The sequence below is a fragment of the Paramicrobacterium chengjingii genome (assembly GCF_011751765.2).
Taxonomy (GTDB): domain Bacteria; phylum Actinomycetota; class Actinomycetes; order Actinomycetales; family Microbacteriaceae; genus Paramicrobacterium; species Paramicrobacterium chengjingii.
In genome coordinates this window covers 3,269,699-3,287,685 of the sequence record NZ_CP061169.1, presented here as the reverse complement: position 1 = coordinate 3,287,685, position 17,987 = coordinate 3,269,699, and the positions used below count along the sequence as shown (strand labels likewise).

Genomic DNA, 17,987 nt, shown 5'->3' with positions numbered 1-17,987 from the left:
GGAGACAGTAGGAGTGCTTAACGAAATGTTGTCCGGTATGACGCCGGCATCGTGGGATTCGACCCGAGAGGGTGCATTGACTGGCGTGCGGGTGCTCGACCTGTCGCGATTCATCGCTGGTCCTCAGTGTGCACAGAATCTCGGTGATCTCGGGGCAGACGTGATCAAGGTCGAGCGTCTAGGCGGTGAAGACACGCGCAGAAACGAGCCTCAGTACAAAGAGAAGAGTCTCTACACGGCACTCTTCAACCGCAATAAGCGCGCAGTAACCATTGATACGCGCAGTGTCGAGGGCCAAGAGATCCTGCTTCAACTCGCCGAGTGGGCTGACATCATTGTCGAGAATTTTCGCCCGGGGACGCTCGACAAGATGGGGCTTGGTCTCGAGGAACTGCGGAGGGTCAACGAGGACATCATCGTCGTTTCAATTTCCGGCTTCGGAAAGAACGGTCCGCTGAGCGACAAAGTTCTGTTCGACTGCATTGCCCAGGCATCCTCCGGATTGATGAACATCAATGCGCAGCCTGACCTGGTGCCGATCTTGACCAAGATCTTCCCCGCGGACTCGCTTGCCGGGGCGTACGCGACGGTAGGAGCGCTCGCCGCGCTTCACCATCGTGAGAAGACGGGCGAGGGGCAGGTTGTCGACCTTGCCGTGTTCGACGCACTCATGGCTGCGATGGGAACCTCCTTGCCCGGTTACCTGGTCACAGGGGAACTGCCACCGAATAACGGCAATCGGGACGACTACAATTCGCCGGCGAATATCTTCGCGACAACAGATGGATACGTGTATCTTCACGCGGGGACGCAGGCTTTCTGGGCGCGTTTGTGCATAGAAATCCTTGAGCGACCGGAACTGGTCAGTGATTCGCGCTTCAATACTGTGGGTGCTCGCATGACAAACCAGACGGCAACTGAAGCGCTGGTCACAGAGTGGACGTCTACACGAACCGGGGCGGAGGTCGAGGAGGTTTTCGCTCGCGTCGGCATCCCGTGTGCAGTCGTCGCTGATGTTCCCACCGCGGTCAGCAACCCGCAGGTATGGGAGCGCGACATGCTCATCAAGACCGTCGACACTGAGGGTGACGAGTTGGTGCTCTATGGCAATCCGGTGAAACTCTCGAAGTCACCCGTGCAATTCCGCTGGGCGCCGCCGCAGGCAGGGGAGCACAACCAGTCTGTCTTCGCCGACATTCTCGGCATTCCATCCGAACGAATCGAATCACTACACAAGAAGGGCGTCATCTGATGTCGAATATCAACGTGGACGAGAAGACTTATCTCACCAGAGATTCAGGCACGAAACCGCAGACATTCGCTGGAGTTGAGACTCCGGAGGAACTAGGGCCGATCACGGTTGATGTGACGGATGGGCTCATCAAACGCTATGCGTTCTGCATGGATGACTATCGATCGTGGCACTTCGACCGCTCGCCCTTCGGCGGCCCCGTTGCACACGCTTCTCTTCTGGCAAACGACTTGCTCACGATCTACTGCACCGTCTACGAGCGCGTTGGCTCGGCTTTGCACACTGAGGAGGAATTGACATTTCACGCGCCCGTTCCCGTCGGCGAGACAGTGACAATCACCGGTCGCTATGTCGACAAGTACGTGCGCCGCGGTGGCGGCGTGATCGTGATGGAAGCCGAGGCACGCGACAGCAGTGGAAAACTCCTCATCTCCCACAGAGGAGCAGAGGTGATGGAGGTGCATCCCGGCGACGTCGTTGGTCGGTCGAGCGCAGAACCGTCCGCTGATCGGATCGTTCCTGAGGCATCCAGCGCCTCCGTCGTGTCGAAGCCGGCAGCCAGGCTCGACGTCGGTGCGCCGCTGCCCCGTCTGTCGAAGACGCTCACTCAGGATCAGATTTCTGTGTATTCTTTCGTGGGCGAGCACGAGCACAACTTCCACAACGATTTGGAACTCGCGAAAAGCCATGGGCTCGACAGCACAATTGCCCAAGGCTTGCAGACGGCGGGCTACTTTTCTGAGCTCTGCACAGAGTTCTTCGGTGCGGACTGGTTTACGAGTGGCTACATTAAGACAAAGTTTCTCGCTCCGGTCTACCCCGATTCGACGATCACTGTGACGGGGAAGATTGCTGGGCAGGAGTCGAGTGAAGGGGACAGAACGACAACCCTCACCGAACTGTGGGCGAAGGACCAGGACGGCCGTCTCGTGGCGGTTGCTTGGGCAAAGGCGACGACCGAGTTGCAGTGAATTGTACCCTCCTGATGGGTGAAGTATGAGGGGCGGTTGCTCGCAGACCGGGTAACCGTCCCTGCGCTAGGAGGCGGATGCGGTGCAGATAGTGGGAGAGGACAAGATGTTTGCTTTGGAGCGAAGGCAGCTCATCGTGAAGGAAGCTCGCGAACATGGGCGTGTTGACGTCGCTGACGTAGCCGAGAACACAGGGGTGTCCAGTGAGACGGTCAGGCGTGATCTGACCTTCCTCGAACAGCAGAACCTACTCAAACGGGTTCACGGCGGCGCCGTCCCTGTTGAAGTTGTTGCGTCGGTGCCAGACGTGGATGAGCGCACCGACATCCAGGCGGGCGCCAAACGTGCAATCGGCAAAGCGGCCTTCGCCCATTTACCCGAGCACGGCACCGTTCTCATTGACGCGGGTACGACGACCGCTCAGGTGGCTGCAATGATCCCCGAAAACCGAGAGATGACGGTCGTCACGAATGGGATGCCGATCGCGGAGAGCCTTGTGCGCCACCCGTTGCTGACCGTGCACGTTCTCGGTGGTCGTCTGCGTTCTACAACGCTCGCAACTGTTGACCACTGGGCGCTTGAACAGCTGAAATCTCTCGACATCGACGTAGCGTTTATGGGAACGTATGGGGTCTCTCTCACCCGAGGATTCTCAACGCCCGATTCATTCGAAGGGGCGGTGAAGCGGGCGATGGTCAGATGTGCGAAGAAGGTCATTGTCGTCGCCGACAGCAGCAAGATTGGTGAATCGCATATGTCTGTCTTCGCACCTCTTGAAGACGTGGATGTGCTCATCACTGACGCAAAAGCCGACCGTAAGCAGGTCGCGGAACTGAAAAAGAGTGGCATCCGCGTTGAGACGACGCGAAGCGTCAAACGTGGAAAACGAGAATAGTCGCGTTGCCGAGGGCAGGCGTGCGTATGGAGAGAAGATGAACCAGACAGGCGGAGCCCAGCTGCCCGAGTATCGGCAGCTGGGCCAAAACGGCAGTCCAGACGAGTCATCGTGGGGTGTGTTCGGCGAAGCCGATGAGGTTGGAACTCTCAATCTTCTCTCGCCTGATCGCGTGCGCGATGCTGCGGCAGCAGTCACTCAGGGCAAGGTGTTCTCGCTCAATTGGAATCTTGAACTTCCAGGCCCGGCCATTCTTGGCCGAGGCTCGCCCCAACACGAGGTGATAGTGCAGGATGCTGGACTCGATGATCGTTACACAATGCTGTATCCTCAGGCATCCAGCCAGTGGGATTCATTAGCTCACGTAAAGCACCCTCTGCATGGCCACTACAACGGGTTCGCCCACGATGATGTCAGTGGCGCATCGGACACTCGACTCGGCATCCATAATTGGGCGCGCCGCGGCATTGCCGGGAGATTCGTTCTCGCCGATATCGCCCGCTACCGCGAAGTGCACGGAGATGAACTCGACTGCTCGCAGCGAACGCCGGTTACAGTAGCGGAAATCGACGATGTGCTCGACTGGCAGCGTGTCAAGCTGCGCATAGGAGACATTCTGCTTTTGCACTTCGGATGGACGCAATGGTACGAAGGGCTCTCTCCCGATGCACGTCAGGCAATGGGAGACGGTGAGCAGTTCGCCTGTCCAGGACTCGCGAATGAGCGGGCGAGCGCCGAGTGGCTGTGGGACAGACATGTCTCGGCGATTGTCGCCGACTGCCCTGCGGTCGAGGCCATGCCTTTTTACACGGGCGACGCCGATGGATTTCTTCACTACCGGCTCATCCCACTGCTGGGGATGGCACTTGGGGAGATGTTTGATCTTGCTGCGCTCGCAGAAGACTGCGCGACAGACGAGATTTATGAAGGGCTTTTCACAGCGGCGCCCCTCCACAAGGTCGGCGGGATCGGCTCGCCGGCGAATGCCCTCGCGCTGAAATGAGTGATCGATCAGTGAAAACCGATCCCTCCGCGGAGCGAATCGCCGCTGATGGCCGACTCTCTGATTTGGTGCACCGCCTTCGCTCTGACGTCTCGGGAACCGTCGACGATTCAAAACGACGTCGCGCCGAGTTCTCGACAGACGCGTCGAACTATCGCGTCGTTCCCGAGGTTGTCGTCTTCCCACGGGACATCGATGACGTGCTTGCGGTCGAAGACGTAGCAAGATCGACATTAACGCCCATTACATCGCGTGGCGGCGGTACTTCTGTTGCCGGCAACTCGATCGGGCCCGGAATCGTCATTGACTTTTCACGACACATGAACCGTGTTCTCGACCTGGACCCTGAATCTCGCATTGCGCGCGTGCAGCCGGGCACCGTCATGGCAACGTTGCAGACGGCGGCGGCTCCGCACGGGCTCCGCTTCGGACCCGATCCGTCCACGTGGGCGCGCTGCACTATTGGTGGAATGATCGGCAACAATGCGTGTGGATCACACTCCTTGCAGTTCGGAAGAACAGCTGAGAACGTTCGTGAGCTCGACGTCATCGACGGTACCGGTCGCCGGTTCTCTACCAGCTCTGGCTTTGATGCAGTTTTGGGACTCGAAGAACTGACGGAGCGTCGGCTCAGCACGATCCGGACGCAACTCGGCAGATTCGGCCGACAGGTGTCGGGCTACTCACTTGAACATCTTCTGCCTGAGAACGGTCGCGATCTCACAAAGACGCTTGTGGGCACCGAAGGCACCTGTGTCACGGTTCTCGACGCGACAGTGTCTTTAGTTCCGGTACCCTCGCGGCCTCTGCTTGTCGTGCTCGGCTACCCGAGCATGATCGCAGCAGCAGACGATGTTCCCAGCCTCATCGAACACCGCCCTGGTGCGATCGAAGGGCTTGATCCTCGACTGGTAGACGCTGTTCGGGGCCATCGGGGCGCAGACGCTGTTGCGGCTCTTCCTGACGGCGAGGGCTGGCTGCTCGTTGAAATCTCAGGCGATGATTCAGTCGAATCGCGTTCGCGAGCGAGAAACCTCGTCAAAGAATCCGGAGCCCAATCTTCTCGCATCATTGACAGCGAGCGTGACGTGCGCGCAGTCTGGCGAATCCGTGAAGACGGTGCCGGGTTCGCCGGCAGAACGCCGTCTGGCAAGCAAGCATGGCCTGGTTTTGAAGATGCCGCCGTGCCCCCTGAAAACCTCGGTCAGTATCTGCGCGATTTTGAGGAGCTTATTGATGGCTATGGCGTTGAAGGCATGCCATATGGTCACTTCGGCGATGGCTGTATTCACGTTCGGCTTGACATTCCGCTGGAGCGAGACGGAGACACTCTTCGCGCGCTCATGACCGATGCCGCGAAGCTTGTCGCGTCACACGGCGGCTCCTTGTCTGGTGAGCACGGCGATGGCAGGGCTCGAAGCGAGCTTCTGCCATACATGTACTCACAGGAGGCAATTGACGCCTTCGGGGAGTTCAAACAACTCTTTGATCCGGCAGACATTCTGAACCCCGGTGTTGTCGTGCGCCCCCGCTCCATCGACGAAGATTTGAGACGTCCGGCCGCTCTGCCTCTGTTAAGCGTGAACGGCCTTGCTTTTGACAATGATGGCGGTGACTTCACCGCTGCAGTACACCGATGCGTCGGCATCGGAAAGTGCCGCGCGGACAATGCGGCATCCGGTGGGTTCATGTGCCCCTCATATCTGGCAACCGCAGACGAGAAGGACTCAACGAGAGGGCGAGCGCGCGTTCTGCAGGAGATGCTCAACGGTTCGATCGTGCAACGCGATTGGAGAGCGCCCGAGGTGCATGAAGCTCTCGACCTGTGTCTGTCCTGCAAGGCGTGCTCCAACGACTGCCCGGCGGGCGTAGACATGGCCGCGTATAAAACAGAGGTACTCCACCAGTCATACAAAGGTAGACTCCGCCCGATAACTCATTACGTGCTCGGCTGGCTTCCCCGCTGGGCGCGACTCGCTTCGCCCTTTGCACGCGTCGTCAACGCGATCACGTCTTTCCGACCGCTCGAAAAGCTTGTGCTTGGAATCGGAGGAATGGATACGCGTCGCCGCATTCCCATGTTTGCAACAACGTCGTTCAGTCGTGCTCGTAGTCGCAGTCGACAGCCAGCGAATTCTGCGGCAAAGGGCAGCCCAAAGGTGATGATGTGGGTCGACTCGTTCTCTGACAATTTCTCCCCGACGATCGCCCGCGCTGCGCAAGTGGTGCTCGAGCATGCGGGATTTGAGGTTGTGCTTCCAGCGCGACCGGTCTGCTGCGGACTGACGTGGATCACCACGGGACAGCTCGACGGTGCGCGGAGGCGACTGAGCCAACTCATTGAAGAATTCTCCCCTGTCGTCGAGGCGGGGATTCCGGTGCTCGGCCTTGAGCCCTCGTGCACCGCTGTGCTGCGTTCTGACCTACGCGAGTTGTTCCCCGACGACCCACGTGCAATCGCAATTGCGCGCAACACATTTACTCTGGCCGAATTGCTCGCGTCGAAACACATGCCTGAAGATGCGCCGGAGCTTCCTCGCCTGGATGACGTTGAAATTGTCGTGCAGCCGCACTGCCACCAGCACTCGGTCATGGGCTTCAGCGCCGACGCCTCGTTATTGAACGAACTGGGCGCGTCCATCACACAGCTCAATGGATGTTGCGGGCTTGCCGGCAACTTCGGAATGGAGAAGGGCCACTACGACGTTTCGACGGCCGTGGCCGAAAATGCGCTTCTTCCTGCGCTCCGTGATGCGAGCGAGAAGTCGGTTTTTCTCGCGGATGGTTTCTCGTGTCGCACACAGGCCGAGCAACTCAGTGACGTGACGGGCATCCACCTCGCCGAGTTGCTTGCCTCTCGTACATCGAGTGCTGGTGGCCTGCGCGACAGCGCTCGCGGTTAATTACACATTCGGGAGACATTGCCTAGGGTGTCGTGATTATTCCTGAATTGCCTGGCGAACGTCGACGTTCAGAGCACGGATGCCCGCTGCGGCACCGTCGCTCAGACCACCATCCGTGACAACGATATCGACCTCGGAAAGGTCGAGCGCCTTGTACTTGCCGAACGAGCCGTACTTCGACGAGCCTGCGACGAGGACTGCCTGTGACGACATGCGCAGGGCTGCTCGCTTCACCTCCACCTTGGCTTCCGATGGCGTGGTGACTCCATGGCGAAGATCCCACGAGCTTGTGGAAAGAAGCGCGATGTCAACGGCGAGATCGTCGAGCATGTTTGCGGCGAGCAGACCGACCGTCGATTGATTGTCGCGGTCGACACGGCCACCGACGGTAATCAGCTCTGCTGATGTATTCGTCAGCACGCTGTGGGCAGTCATGAGGTCGTTCGTCACGATCGTGAGATCGTCAATCTCGGCGAGCATCGGCACCATAGCGAGCATCGTCGTTCCGGCATCAAGATAGATCGCCATGGACGGTCGCACGATCGAGCTTGCGAGCTGAGCCATCGCGGCCTTCTCCGCCGAATCGATGAGCGTTTTCTGCTCGTGGCTCGGCTCGCTGACCAGGCGGCTGGCGATCTTCGCGCCACCGGGAATCGAGATCGCATGGCCGTCTTCTTCGAGCTGCGACACATCGCGGCGGATTGTCATGTGGCTGACGCCGAGAAGGTCAGAAAGCTGTTTGAAGCTGAGCACCTGATCGCGCCGAAGATGACGCATGATGGCTTCGCGGCGCTGGTCAGGAATGAGTGGCGATGCGTCGGCGCGTCGTGCTGCCATTCCGTGTGTTCCCTTCAGCTGCGATCAGGCTAGTAAGTCTATGGCGTCCACATTGTGCCGTTGCGCTCTGCGAGCTCGCAGGCTTCGTCAGGTGTGAGGGTTCGCGCCCGCTTCCCTGCGGTGAGGAGCGTCGCCCGTGCGGCCTCTTCCACCTCAATTGCCGAGTCCAGCGCGCTCTCAAGCGTGGCATTGCTCGTGATCTGGCCGTGATTCTGCAGAAGAGCCGATGAGAATGGACGGCTAATCTGTCTCAGGTGCCCGGCCAGCTCGTTGGAGCCAGGGTGCGCGTATGGCACGAGCGGCGTCTGACCTGCTCGCATGACGAAGTACGGAGTCAGTGGGGGAAGTGCGCTGAATTCCGACCATGGTTCGAGGCACGAGGCCGCGATAGCGAACGGGGAATGAACATGGATGACGGCACGGTGGCTCGGGTTCTTGCGGTACATCTCCAGGTGTAGCGGAAGCTCCTTCGACGGGGCTTCGCCGGCGAGGTGCCGGCCGTCGAATGCGACGACGGACAGTGCGCCGGGGTCGAGGTCTCCCAGGAGCGATCCACTCGGCGTCATCACGAGCAGGTCGTCGCCAACGCGAAGTGACATATTGCCGCTCGAACCGCGGCAGAGCCCTGCTGTTTCGATCGCTGCGCCTGTTGCAACAAGGTCAGCTGATGCCTGTTCGATCAGCGCAGCCACGTCAGCGTTGCCGACCGGTCGTGTGCCCATCAAGCTCATCGTTCGAGTACCTCCCACGCGGTCGCAAACATGTTCTCATCGCCGAAGTTGCCCGACTTGAGGGCAAGATTCACGTGCGCACCCGCAGAGGTGCGAGCGTGCGCCCAGCAAATTCCAGGTGCGATCTGCGGGCCGACCGACATCCGGTCGATACCCAAGGCCGAGACGACGGCGCCGGACGTCTCGCCACCGGCGACGATCAGCTGCGACACATTGAGGTCTCCATGAGTCGAGTGCGAGGCAATCGAGCCGAAGAGCCGTTCGATGCTCTCTGCCGTTTCGGGAGACGACCCCTTCACGTCGGAGAGCGAGTCCACGGCATAGATCAGGGCGGGAGCGTCGTCAGGTTGAGCCGCCAGCCATGCCAGCGACTCGGTGAGAACGGCTTGCTCGTCGTCCATCAGCTTCTCGGTGTTGATCTTGAACCAGGGCAGCTGATGCTTGGCATGGTTCACTTGACCCCGCGTCGCCTCGGAGGCGCTGCCAGCGAGCACAAGCCGTCTTCCTGTCACGTGTGGAATCTGGGCGGCGTCTGAGGCAAGTGGTCCCGAGAGTCCGAGTGCAAGCCCAGAGCCGCCAGAGACGAGGATGCTGTCGCGTGTCGCTTGGGCGATGGCGACGAGATCGCTGTCAGCGACCGCATCGACGACGACGTACCGCGCTGATTGGCCGGAGAGCGCTGCGGCTACGTCGTCAGGGCCACGCCTGACGATGTCGAGATGGATTTCGGCGACTGAATGAGACGTCTGAGGCTGCAAGAGCTCCGAGACACGAGATCGAGCCATTGGCGTCAGCGGATGATGACGCATCGGTGAATTCTCGAGAAGATCACCGTGTACTCTGAGCATCCCGCCCTCGACGGTGCGCCCGTTGGCGGGGAAGGACGGGACGACAACAACACGGTCGGCGCCCAGCTCCGAACTGACGGCATCGAGCACAGTTCCGATATTGCCTCGGTCGGTGGAATCGAAGGTCGAGCAGTATTTAACGTAGTAACGGGAGCATCCGGCTTCGCGAAGAGCGTTCACAGCATCCAGGCTGTCTTGAACTGCCTGCTCCGTGGGAGCGGTTCGTGTCTTCAAAGCGCAGACGATTGCGTCGAACTGCTCGGCCGTTGACATGGTCAGCGCTCCGGAGCGCACGCCGTGCTCTGTAACCACGAGGGTGCGGAAGCCGTGAGCGGCGAGGTTCGTGGCCAGGTCGGTGGCTCCTGTGAAATCGTCAGCAATCGCGCCAAGCTGACTCATGCTGTTTCTCCTCAGGGTGTAACAACCACGGATTGTCGTCGTGGAGTCTCGGCACATGTGGCTCGTGATCTGAACGGGCCATCTGTGGGAAGTGTATCAGCCGAGTGTTAAAATATGTGAATAATATTGACAAGTGTTTACGAGCGCGTCTACGGTATGTGAAGTGATGTGAACGACTCGTCAGTGAGGCTGAGGCAGGAGCAAAGGTCAACATGAAGACAAACTCGGATGCGCGGGTTGGGGATGCCCCGATCGGCGTGGCGCTCTCCGGGGCGGGCGGAGGATTCGGGCGCAGCTTTCTGGCACAGCTGAGCCGCATCAGCGGTATGAAGCCGTCTGTTCTTGTCGACCTGAACCTCGATTCTCTCGCTGTCATGCTCGACAAACTCGGGTATTCGCGGTCGTCATGGGCCGTCTGTCGCGATACACGCGACGTCGAGGCCGCGGTGGCCGCAGGGCGCACGGCTCTCATCGCCGATGGCGCTCTTCTCGCACCGCACGCGTACGACGTACTCGTGGAGGCCACGGGGAACGTGAGCGTCGGTTTCGCGCTCGCGTTGCGCGCTCTTGATGATGATCGCCATGTCGTCATGGTCAGCAAAGAAGTCGAGTCGGTCGCGGGCGTACATCTCGCCGGCGTCGCGCGTTCACGCGGCTTGCGCTACCTGCCAGGCAAGGGTGATCAGCCGGCCAACCTGCTCGCGCTTGTGAGCTGGATCACCGCCGTGGGCCTCGACATCGTCGCTGTCGGCAAATCGGCTGAGTACGACCTCGTGTTCGATCCGACGACTGGTACAGCATCGATGCTCGATGCGCACGAAACGGTCCCCGAGCTGGCGGGCCTTCTGGATCTGGGCCCCGACGTTGCCGTTACCGTAGCGGCTCGTGCGGAAGCTGCGCGCTCGTTCAAACGCAGCGCGGCCGCGGACTACTGCGAAATGGCCGTTGTCGCCCAGTACACGGGATTTGTCACGGACCGGGATGACATGCACTACCCGGTCGCGCGACCGAGTGAGCTTGCCGACATCTACAGGCTGCGAGCAGATGGGGGACTGCTCGAACGCCCCGGTGTAGTCGACGTCTTCACGATGCTTCGGCTTCCCGGCGAAGCGAGCTTCGCGGGCGGCGAATTCGTCATCGTGCGGACGGGCGACGCAGAAACGTGGCAACTCCTCAAGGCCAAGGGGCACGTTGTCAGCTCGGATGGCGCATATGCCTGCATTTACAGTCCCTACCACCTCATGGGTGTTGAAACCCCGCTCTCGGTCTACGAGGCACACTCCGGAACCTCCGACGTTCCGGCGCCCGACCAGCACGTCGTGCTCGCCGGCCGGGCGACCACGGCACTCGAGGCGGGAACCAGACTTCGCGTCGAGGGACACCACCATGAAATCGACGGTGTCGCACCGTTCCTGAGCGCGCGAGAAGACCTCCCTGCCGATACGGCACCGTTCTATCTGCTCGGCGGAGCCACTCTCGTACGCAATGTTCCCGCCGGGCAAACGATCACCGTCGATGATCTTCATGGCTTCGACGACCGACTATGGCAAGCATTTCACCACCCCCACTCCCTTCCCTCTACGTCTAAGGAGTCTCAGCGATGAGTGCGACACAAACTTCGAAATCGACGGGTCGACGGGCGGCGACAAACGTCCGCTGGTCAATCGTCGTGATCCTGTTCATCTTCTACACGATCAACTGCATCGACCGAAGCGCACTGGGTGTTGCGTTGCCATCGATCACCGAAGAGTTCCACATTTCGGCCACGGTTCAGGGCCTCGTCCTCAGCGCATTCTTCTGGACCTACTGCCTGCTGCAGATTCCCGGGGGCATGGCCGGCGACAAGTTCGGTCCGCGCAAGGTCATCGGCGTCGCAGCCGCCATCTGGGGTCTCTTCACCGCGTTCGCCGGGTTGGCCGTGAACGGATTCATGCTCATTCTCGCGCGACTCGGCCTCGGTGCCTTCGAGGCTCCGTTCATGGCGTCGGCATCAAAGCTCGTCGCCAACTGGATGCCGCAGAAGCGACGTGCAAGCGGCATCACGCTCATCGACAGCGGTGCGCCGCTCGGTGCGGCCTTCGGTGGGCTTATCGTCGCGTGGCTGATCTCCATGACGGGTTCGTGGCGCTGGTCGTTCGTCATCATCGGCCTGACGACGGTCGTTGTCGGCATCCTGGTCACTCTGTACATCCGTAACCGCCCCGAGCAGCATCCTCTCGTGAATGAGGAAGAAGTCGCTCTCATTCAGCAAGACGTCGAGGCCGACGAAGAGAAGCCCGGCGTCGGTGCGGGAAACATCGCGGCCATGGTCGTTGGTCGACTTGCGTGGGCGATGGTCTTCTGGGGGTTGGTCACGTGGGGTCCGAGCTACCTGGCCAATGCTCGCGGGCTTGACCTCGCCGCGATGGGCTTCGCCACATTCGTGATCTTCCTGTGTGGAGCGGTCGGTGAGATCTTGAGCGGAATTCTTGCGGATCGTCTTCAGCGGTTCTTCTCGCGCAACGCCTCGTTCAAGATTCTCTTTGGCGGGTCAGGCGTGCTGAGCTTCATTCCGCTTGCAGCTTTGCCGTTCGTGGACAACCCGACAGTCGCCATCGTGCTGCTCAGCGTCGGAGTATTCTTCAACCTCTTCGGCGGACTGTATTGGTCGATTCCGGCAATGCTCGCCAAGCCCGACAAGGTGGGTCTTGTCGGGGGAGTCATGAACTTCGCAGGCACATCGGCGGGAATCATCGTTCCGATCGTTGCGGGAATCTTGATCGACGTCACGGGTGGGTACACCGCCGTCTTGGTCTTCCTCGCCGTGTGCGCTGCCGTGTATACGGTCGCATCACTGCTGATCAACTTCTCACGCTCGAAGAGCACGGTGACTGACCGTGCCTGAGCCATCCAACCCCACGGATGCCGCCGCGGCGACGGACTTTGCACCCGGAGTCGCGTACGGCGGCCCCATCATCGACGCTCACCACCATGTGTGGGATCTCGATGAAAACCTCTACCCGTGGCTGATGCCGTCGGGGAATGTACCGCACCGGTACGGCGACTACTCGGCGATCAAAAAGAACTATCTCGCCTCCGACTACCTGCGCGACATCAGCGACGTCGGGGTGACGTCGTCGGTGTATATGGAAGCTGAGTGGGATCCGACCGACGCGTTGGGCGAAGTTCGGTACATCGCCGGCGTCGCGAAAGAGACGGGAGTTCCGGGGGCGATGGCCGCGCAGGCCTGGTTAGATGCCGACGACGTTGAATCGACTCTCGAAGCGCTTAGCGAATTCGACATCGTGCGGAGCGTGCGCCACAAGCCAGGCGGGCCCGCGACACGGGCGGATGCTGTCGCTGGTAACCAAACGTTGATGAGCAATCCGACGTGGCGACGAGGGTACGAGCTGCTCGGTCGCTTCGGGCTCCACTTCGAGTTGCAGACTCCCTGGTGGAATCTGCCGGAAGCATGCGCGCTCGCCGACACGTACCCCGCAACGACGCTGATCATCAACCACTCCGGGGTTCTACTTGACCGCGAGCCAGAGACGATCCGAGCATGGAGTGAGGCGATGGCGCAGGCGGCAGTCTGCCCGAACGTCTTCGTGAAAGCATCCGGTCTTTGTGTCGAGGGCAAGCCGTGGACTGTGGATCTGAACCGCGACATCGTGCTGAGTATCATCGAGCTCTTTGGCGCTGAGCGGGTTATGTTCGGCAGCAACTTCCCTGTCGACGGCATGTTCACGACCTATCGCGAGCTCGTCGACGGCTACACGCAGATCACGCGCGGGCTCTCAGCATCTGAGAAGCGCGACTTCTTCTTTGGCACAGCCCAGAAGCTCTATGCGCCGATTGCCTGAGTCTCGTTGAACATGAACTCCAGCTGCGGGTGCCACGATACCGACCGACGCTGAACGATGACCGCTGGCCGGTCGCGAAGCCTCGGTCGCTCTGATCTCGGGGCCTTCATCACGAATTACGAATGACGGCACTTCAGTTGGACAGTTCATCGACAAGAGCGGGGAGGTCGGCCATTGACCGGAAGACCGTGATGTCTGGTCGGTCGAACCAGCCCGCGGGTGTCATGTCAGTTTCGTACGCGAGGACCGTCATGCCCGCTGCGCGTGCGGCCTGAACACCGACGTTGCTGTCTTCGACGGCGATGCAGCGTTCGGGAGCTACGCCGAGTGTCTCGGCGGCCTTGAGGTAGACATCGGGTGCTGGCTTACCGTCCGGCACATCCTCGGCGCTGCAGATGCGCCCGTCAAATCGGTCGAAGAGCCCGACGGTCGTGAGCGATGACCGGATCCGTTCGTGGTCACTATTCGACGCAACCGCTGTTGGAAGAGCGATACGCTCAACAGCATCCGAGATTCCCTCTATCTCACGAAGATCTTCTGCAAACGCCTCGTCGTACCAGGGTCGATACGGAAGGGACCAGTCGTCCTCCAGTTTTCGCCCGAGATTCTTCTCGACCTGCTCGACGTAATATTCATGGGTGCAGCCCACGAACATTTCGATGAGAGTGGATAGCTCGACGTGCCAGCCCAGGTCGGCTAGCACTCGTTGCCCAACTGTCATCGTGAGGACTTCACTGTCGACGAGAACACCATCGCAATCAAAAATCACGGCGTCTATGTGGCTAGTCACGGGCCTCCATTCCTGGCCAGTTTGGCCCTCGAGATCCTCGGTCTTGTTGGTCAAATTGTGGCGTGTGGAAGGCGTTAGTGCTCGTCTCGCGCAACCATGCTGAGTTTCACTCTGCTCGGTGCAGTCTCGACGTGAGAGATGTGAATGACCTCACCGTCGGGATCAAGGGCGACCTTCTCAACGACAATCAGCGGGTCGTGTTCTGGCATCTGCAGCCATTCCGCGGTCTCCCGGGTCGTGTATCCAATGCGCACTTCACGCCGGACCTCTGCAAAGCGAACGCCGTATTGTTCACGAAGCACTTGGTAGGTTGACGTTTCCTCGCCGATCTTTGATTGGAAATCTGGAAAACGATCGAGCGAGTAGACACTGCGATCGAGAGACAGAGGAACATCATTAAGAAGGAAGACGCGTTCAAGGCGAAAGATCGTGTCCCCGGTTTCAATTTGAAGCGACTGCGCAGTCGTGGCATCTGCCTGTGTCACGTCTGATCGCTTCACGGACCGGGATTTCGTGCCCCCCGAGGTGACTTTGTCAGCGAACCCCCCGATCGTCATTGTTCCGAGCATTTCTCCGCCACCGGTAACGAAAGTGCCGGCGCCCTGCCTGCGGCGAACAAGCCCGAGGTCTTCGAGGTCAGATACCGCGCGTCGCACTGTAATTCGGCTGACCCCGAACCGTTTGCAGAGCTCGGGCTCTGCCGGGAGCATCCTGACGGAGTCGTACTTTCCGGCATTTATCTCCTGTGTAAGTGCAAGCCGAACTTGCTCATGCAGCGACGCTGATGATCGAACCACAATTTCGCCTCTCGTGCTTATGTATGGGAATAGCGCCTGAGAATCTGCTTCCGCGCGTCAACCCCCGCAACCACAGGGTAGCCAAAGGCGCCACGCATTGTGCAGGCGAGGGCCCCCGTTGTCGCCGCGACGTCCATACACGCATCCGTGTCGAGGCCACCGGCGCGGCCAGCGAGAAATCCGGCGATAAATGCATCGCCTGCCCCAAGAGCATCCACAGCGGTGACGTCTTTCACCGCCGCTGGGTGCCGCGCTCCTTTCTCATAGGCAACCGCTCCTTGATCCCCTCGGGTGACCACGACTGTCTGCATACCGGCACGAATCCCGCGCTGGCCCAGGTCATCGACTTCGCTTGCACTTGCCTGTCCCGCCGAGAAAAAACCGACCTCGACATACGGAGCCGTTTCGGCAATGAGCCTGTCAGTCGCGTCGTTTGAATAGTCGAATGACGTTTTGGTGCCCCGATCAACGATCGACGGAAGTTCTGACTCAATTGATGAGTACACGGAGGTGTGCAATCGCGCGAATCTCGCTATGTAGTCGTGATCCTGCTCCGTCATGCGGAGCCGCAGCTGGTGCTGCACGCCGCCATAGTTTGAGCCGACGAATCGTCTGTCGCCATCTGAGTCGAGGGACACAAAAGCCATTCCGTTCGCCCCGTGTGCTCGGCGAGTTCTTTCACAGTCGACTCCGACCTCAACGATAGTGTGCCGCAGATGCTCAGCGAATCGGTCATCTCCCATGATGCCGATGAAGCCCGACTTTCCGCCAAAGAACAGTCGCGAGTAGACAGCAACGTTCAGGGCGTTGCCGCCAGGGTAGGCAAGGTCTTCGTCAAGATAGCAGTCGAGCACGTTGTCGCCTACCCCGACTAACGAGGGCGCGGCGACGGGAATGAGAAGTTCGCGAAGCTGATTCGGCAGATACATTTCTATCCCTTCACACTGCCAGTGGTAATTCCTGCGACGAAATAGCGTTGCAGCACGATGAACGCGACAACGATGGGAAGAGCCGCGATAACGAGCCCAGCTAGGAGCACGCCCCATTCTGTCGAAAGAGCGTCTCGGAACGACATGAGCCCTGCAGGGATCGTTCGCATCGCGTCATCATTGACAAAGACGATGGCAAACAGGAACTCATTCCACGCGAAGTATGCGGTGAGCACGCCCGCGGTCGTCAATATCGATCTGCTGATCGGGAGGTAGACGTGTCGAAGGATTCCAAGTGACCGACATCCATCAATTGTCGCCGCATCGATGAGCTCTTTGGGTACCGCCAGGAATACTGAACGGATCAAGAGAACTGCCATGGGGAGGCGGAAGGCAACATACGGGAGGACCATTGCCCAGTATGTGTCGAGCAGGTTAAAGGCATCGAGCATTTGGTACAGAGGAATGAGGCTCACTTGGGGCGCGACAACGAGTCCTCCCATCGCAAGTAGAAGAACGACGTTGGCCACTTTGTTCGACATTCTCACCATGCCATAGGCACAGAGCGCAGCAATGAGGACGGTGGCGAGCGTCGTGATGATCGTCACGATCAATGAGTTGATGAAGTAGCCAGAGATCCCCGTTTCCCAGGCGTCTGCATAGTTCTGCACGAGCCAGACTGACGGGAGACCCCACGGATCGCTGAAGATCTCAGTCGAGGACTTGAACGATGAGATCACCATCCAGATCAACGGATACGCAATGACGATCGCGTAGATCACAAGAATGATGTAGACGGGAAGTTGGCGAATGCGCTCTACAGGACGGAGCGGTAGATTCTGGACAGTCATGTCACTCTTTCCCACTTCGGAACGACAGCATCTGCACAATCGAGATGATCAGTGTGATCACGAAAATGAAGGTTGCGATCGCAGATGCGTACCCCATTTGGTTCTGAAAGAATCCTTGGTTGTACATGTACGTCGCGAGCACTTGTGACGCGTTACCGGGCCCGCCTCGAGTTAAAATGAATGGCTCATTGAAGACGGTAAATGCGCCAGTGATCGTCAGAATCAGAGCAACGAAGATCATCTCTTTCGATTGCGGAACTGTGATGCTGAAGAACTGGCGGACGCGTCCCGCGCCGTCGAGGGCGGCAGCTTCGTAGTACTCGATGGGAATCTGCTGCAGGGCGACCACGTACAGCATGCAGACGTACCCGACGCTTTGCCACTGCGACACCGCAATGACAGAGCCCAAGGCAGTATCGACGTTTGCCAACCAGCCAGTCTGCAGGCCCTCGAGCCCGACAAGCTCAAGTACCCCATTTAAGAGACCACCGCGCGCGTTGTACACAAAAGTGAACATCAGGGCGATAACGGTGATGGAGATGACCGCTGGCAGAAAATAGATGCTCCGGAGAATTGAACCCAGGCGGGGCCCCAACAGGTGCGTGAGCCATGCGGCGACGACGAGAGAGCCACCCACCTGTAAAACAATCGATACGACCGCATAAACGACGTTATGCAAGAGCGATTGCGCAATGATCGGATCGCTGACGAGCCTGACAATGTTGTCAAAGCCGACTGGTTTCATCTCGCCTGCGCCAGCGCTGAACGAGAAGAAGCTGTAGTAGAGATTTGCTGCAAGCGGATAGTAGACAAAAAGGCCGATGAGTGCGAGGGCTGGAAGAACGTAAAGAGCGTTTCCGAGCGCCCGAGTGCGAGGTCTCATCAGTGCACCTCATTTCTGAGCAGAAGAGAAGGGTCAGCGGGGCCGTCGGCACTGTC

At 59.4% G+C, this 17,987-nt stretch carries 16 protein-coding genes; 8 read left to right on the top strand and 8 right to left on the bottom strand.

Annotated features, from left to right (window positions below; genetic code table 11):
* Positions 1 to 25 precede the first annotated feature (25 nt).
* The 5 genes from HCR76_RS15850 (at position 26) to HCR76_RS15830 (ending at position 7,024) form a co-directional block, all read left to right on the top strand.
* Positions 26 to 1,252, top strand: a complete 1,227-nt coding sequence (locus HCR76_RS15850) for a CaiB/BaiF CoA transferase family protein (RefSeq protein ID WP_198248082.1) — start codon at positions 26 to 28, stop codon at positions 1,250 to 1,252.
* 14 nt (positions 1,253 to 1,266) lie between these two features.
* Positions 1,267 to 2,223, top strand: coding sequence for a MaoC family dehydratase (locus tag HCR76_RS15845; protein ID WP_166987061.1), 957 nt, complete (start codon positions 1,267 to 1,269; stop codon positions 2,221 to 2,223).
* Positions 2,224 to 2,329: 106 nt separating this feature from the next.
* The gene (locus tag HCR76_RS15840) at positions 2,330 to 3,118 is read left to right on the top strand and encodes a DeoR/GlpR family DNA-binding transcription regulator (protein WP_166987064.1); all 789 of its coding nucleotides are present in this window, start codon (positions 2,330 to 2,332) and stop codon (positions 3,116 to 3,118) included.
* A 37-nt stretch (positions 3,119 to 3,155) separates the two neighbouring features.
* A complete protein-coding gene (locus HCR76_RS15835) occupies positions 3,156 to 4,121 on the top strand; it encodes a cyclase family protein (protein ID WP_166987067.1) in 966 nt (321 codons plus the stop codon).
* Positions 4,118 to 7,024 (top strand): FAD-binding and (Fe-S)-binding domain-containing protein, encoded by a 2,907-nt coding sequence (locus tag HCR76_RS15830; protein WP_166987070.1) that lies wholly within the window; start codon positions 4,118 to 4,120, stop codon positions 7,022 to 7,024. The genes HCR76_RS15835 and HCR76_RS15830 overlap by 4 nt, the downstream gene beginning before the upstream one ends.
* A gap of 36 nt (positions 7,025 to 7,060) precedes the next feature.
* On the opposite strand, the gene HCR76_RS15825 is transcribed toward HCR76_RS15830, so the two are convergent.
* The 3 genes from HCR76_RS15825 to otnK are packed head-to-tail and all read right to left on the bottom strand — an operon-like array spanning position 7,061 to position 9,839.
* A complete protein-coding gene (locus tag HCR76_RS15825; protein WP_166987073.1) occupies positions 7,061 to 7,861 on the bottom strand; it encodes a DeoR/GlpR family DNA-binding transcription regulator in 801 nt (266 codons plus the stop codon).
* Between the two features lie 38 nt (positions 7,862 to 7,899).
* Positions 7,900 to 8,583: a class II aldolase/adducin family protein gene (locus tag HCR76_RS15820; protein WP_166987076.1), complete on the bottom strand. Its 684-nt coding sequence runs from the start codon at positions 8,581 to 8,583 to the stop codon at positions 7,900 to 7,902.
* A 5-nt stretch (positions 8,584 to 8,588) separates the two neighbouring features.
* The gene (gene otnK / locus HCR76_RS15815; RefSeq protein WP_166987079.1) at positions 8,589 to 9,839 is read right to left on the bottom strand and encodes a 3-oxo-tetronate kinase; all 1,251 of its coding nucleotides are present in this window, start codon (positions 9,837 to 9,839) and stop codon (positions 8,589 to 8,591) included.
* 212 nt (positions 9,840 to 10,051) lie between these two features.
* Between otnK and HCR76_RS15810 the strand changes: the two genes are divergently transcribed.
* The 3 genes from HCR76_RS15810 to HCR76_RS15800 are packed head-to-tail and all read left to right on the top strand — an operon-like array spanning position 10,052 to position 13,681.
* Positions 10,052 to 11,443 carry a homoserine dehydrogenase gene (locus tag HCR76_RS15810; RefSeq protein ID WP_166987082.1) on the top strand — a complete coding sequence of 464 codons (1,392 nt, stop codon included), beginning with the start codon at positions 10,052 to 10,054 and terminating at the stop codon, positions 11,441 to 11,443.
* On the top strand, positions 11,440 to 12,723 hold the full coding sequence (locus HCR76_RS15805) for an MFS transporter (protein WP_166987085.1): 1,284 nt from the start codon (positions 11,440 to 11,442) through the stop codon (positions 12,721 to 12,723). Before HCR76_RS15810 ends, HCR76_RS15805 begins: the two co-directional genes overlap by 4 nt.
* Positions 12,716 to 13,681, top strand: coding sequence for an amidohydrolase family protein (locus HCR76_RS15800; RefSeq protein ID WP_166987088.1), 966 nt, complete (start codon positions 12,716 to 12,718; stop codon positions 13,679 to 13,681). Before HCR76_RS15805 ends, HCR76_RS15800 begins: the two co-directional genes overlap by 8 nt.
* A gap of 133 nt (positions 13,682 to 13,814) precedes the next feature.
* On the opposite strand, the gene HCR76_RS15795 is transcribed toward HCR76_RS15800, so the two are convergent.
* From HCR76_RS15795 to HCR76_RS15775, 5 genes are all read right to left on the bottom strand, one after another.
* Entirely contained in the window at positions 13,815 to 14,471 is a 657-nt protein-coding gene (locus HCR76_RS15795; protein WP_166987091.1) for an HAD family hydrolase, read from the bottom strand.
* Positions 14,472 to 14,545: 74 nt separating this feature from the next.
* Positions 14,546 to 15,268, bottom strand: coding sequence for a GntR family transcriptional regulator (locus HCR76_RS15790; protein WP_166987094.1), 723 nt, complete (start codon positions 15,266 to 15,268; stop codon positions 14,546 to 14,548).
* Between the two features lie 17 nt (positions 15,269 to 15,285).
* The gene (locus HCR76_RS15785) at positions 15,286 to 16,197 is read right to left on the bottom strand and encodes a PfkB family carbohydrate kinase (protein ID WP_166987097.1); all 912 of its coding nucleotides are present in this window, start codon (positions 16,195 to 16,197) and stop codon (positions 15,286 to 15,288) included.
* Positions 16,198 to 16,199: 2 nt separating this feature from the next.
* On the bottom strand, positions 16,200 to 17,048 hold the full coding sequence (locus HCR76_RS15780) for a carbohydrate ABC transporter permease (protein WP_166987100.1): 849 nt from the start codon (positions 17,046 to 17,048) through the stop codon (positions 16,200 to 16,202).
* A gap of 1 nt (position 17,049) precedes the next feature.
* The gene (locus HCR76_RS15775) at positions 17,050 to 17,931 is read right to left on the bottom strand and encodes a carbohydrate ABC transporter permease (protein ID WP_166987103.1); all 882 of its coding nucleotides are present in this window, start codon (positions 17,929 to 17,931) and stop codon (positions 17,050 to 17,052) included.
* Positions 17,932 to 17,987: the final 56 nt, after the last annotated feature.

Excerpts from the sequence above, each read along its gene's own strand:
- HCR76_RS15805 (WP_166987085.1), top strand. The coding sequence starts at position 11,440 with ATGAGTGCGACACAAACTTCGAAATCGACGGGTCGACGGGCGGCGACA.
- HCR76_RS15830 (WP_166987070.1), top strand. The coding sequence starts at position 4,118 with ATGAGTGATCGATCAGTGAAAACCGATCCCTCCGCGGAGCGAATCGCC.
- HCR76_RS15850 (WP_198248082.1), top strand. The coding sequence starts at position 26 with ATGTTGTCCGGTATGACGCCGGCATCGTGGGATTCGACCCGAGAGGGT.
- HCR76_RS15825 (WP_166987073.1), bottom strand. The coding sequence starts at position 7,861 with ATGGCAGCACGACGCGCCGACGCATCGCCACTCATTCCTGACCAGCGC.
- HCR76_RS15785 (WP_166987097.1), bottom strand. The coding sequence starts at position 16,197 with ATGTATCTGCCGAATCAGCTTCGCGAACTTCTCATTCCCGTCGCCGCG.
- HCR76_RS15840 (WP_166987064.1), top strand. The coding sequence starts at position 2,330 with ATGTTTGCTTTGGAGCGAAGGCAGCTCATCGTGAAGGAAGCTCGCGAA.
- HCR76_RS15775 (WP_166987103.1), bottom strand. The coding sequence starts at position 17,931 with ATGAGACCTCGCACTCGGGCGCTCGGAAACGCTCTTTACGTTCTTCCA.
- HCR76_RS15780 (WP_166987100.1), bottom strand. The coding sequence starts at position 17,048 with ATGACTGTCCAGAATCTACCGCTCCGTCCTGTAGAGCGCATTCGCCAA.
- HCR76_RS15810 (WP_166987082.1), top strand. The coding sequence starts at position 10,052 with ATGAAGACAAACTCGGATGCGCGGGTTGGGGATGCCCCGATCGGCGTG.
- HCR76_RS15820 (WP_166987076.1), bottom strand. The coding sequence starts at position 8,583 with ATGGGCACACGACCGGTCGGCAACGCTGACGTGGCTGCGCTGATCGAA.
- HCR76_RS15835 (WP_166987067.1), top strand. The coding sequence starts at position 3,156 with ATGAACCAGACAGGCGGAGCCCAGCTGCCCGAGTATCGGCAGCTGGGC.
- otnK (WP_166987079.1), bottom strand. The coding sequence starts at position 9,839 with ATGAGTCAGCTTGGCGCGATTGCTGACGATTTCACAGGAGCCACCGAC.